1 protein-coding gene is annotated in these 1,139 nt (G+C 61.4%); it reads left to right on the top strand.

Annotated elements, in window-relative coordinates; all coding sequences use genetic code 11:
* Window positions 1–1,139, top strand: a protein-coding gene (locus ACFFU4_RS18355) for an IS3 family transposase (protein WP_377071348.1) whose coding sequence is annotated in 2 segments (ribosomal slippage) — window positions 1–251 and window positions 251–1,139 — 1,140 coding nt annotated over the 2 segments. Because the reading frame shifts where the segments join, the coding sequence is not laid out codon by codon here. This gene is flagged as partial in the annotation.

Here is a 1,139-nt window from a genome sequence, read left to right as displayed (position 1 = left end):
TAAGCGAACGAGATATACAGAAGAGCAGATCATCGGCATTTTGACCGAGCAAGAGGCCGGCGCGAAGTGCGCTGACCTGTGCCGCAAGCACGGCATGTCGGAAGGGACCTTTTATGCGTGGAAGGCGAAGTTTGGCGGGATGACGGTTTCCGATGCCAAAAGGCTGAAGGCGCTCGAAGATGAGAACGCAAAGCTGAAGAAGCTTCTGGCCGAGCATATGCTGGATGCTGCGGCGATGAAGGAACTGCTCTCAAAAAAATGGTAAGGCCCGCCGTGAAGCGCGAAGCCGTTGCGCATCTGCAGGCCAGGTTGGGCCTGTCGGAACGGCGGGCCTGTAAGATTGTCGGCGCGGATCGCAAGATGATCCGTTACCGTTCCTGTCGTCCCGCGGACACTGAGTTGCGGGGCAAGCTGCGCGATCTGGCGAACGAGCGGCGCCGGTTCGGCTACCGGCGCCTGTTCGTGCTCTTGCGCCGCGATGGCGAGCCGTCAGGGATCAACCGCATCTATCGGCTGTATCGAGAAGAAGGGCTCATGGTGCGCAAACGGCGCGCCCGGCGCAAGGCGGTGGGAACCCGTGCCCCGATCCTGGTCGAGGCACGGCCAAACGCCCGGTGGTCGTTGGATTTCGTCCATGACCAGCTCGCCTGTGGCCGGCGGTTCCGTATTCTGAACGTGGTTGATGATGTCACACGGGAATGCATCGCAGCCATCCCGGATACATCGATCTCCGGGCGGCGTGTTGCGCGGGAATTGGCGACGCTGATCGAACGGCGCGGACCGCCTGGCATGATCGTCAGCGATAACGGCACCGAACTGACCAGTAACGCGATCTTAACCTTTGCCACGGAGCGCAAGCTTGAATGGCATTACATCGCGCCGGGCAAGCCCATGCAGAACGGCTTCGTCGAAAGCTTCAACGGGCGCATGCGCGACGAACTCCTGAACGAGACCATGTTCCGCAACATGGCCCATGCCCGCGCCGTGATCCGGGCCTGGGCCACCGACTTCAACGAAACACGCCCGCATTCGGCGCTTGGCTATCAAACGCCCAAGGCATTCGCCGAACACCTCACCACCGCAACCGACACCCGCGCTGCGCCATCTGAAAGCTCCGCACGGATGTCGGTTGCTCCACA

The sequence above is a fragment of the Roseovarius ramblicola genome, from assembly GCF_042430665.1.
In the GTDB taxonomy this organism is placed as follows: Bacteria; Pseudomonadota; Alphaproteobacteria; order Rhodobacterales; family Rhodobacteraceae; genus Roseovarius; species Roseovarius ramblicola.
Note: the sequence above shows the minus strand (reverse complement) of the source record. Positions and strands in the feature narration are given on the sequence as shown.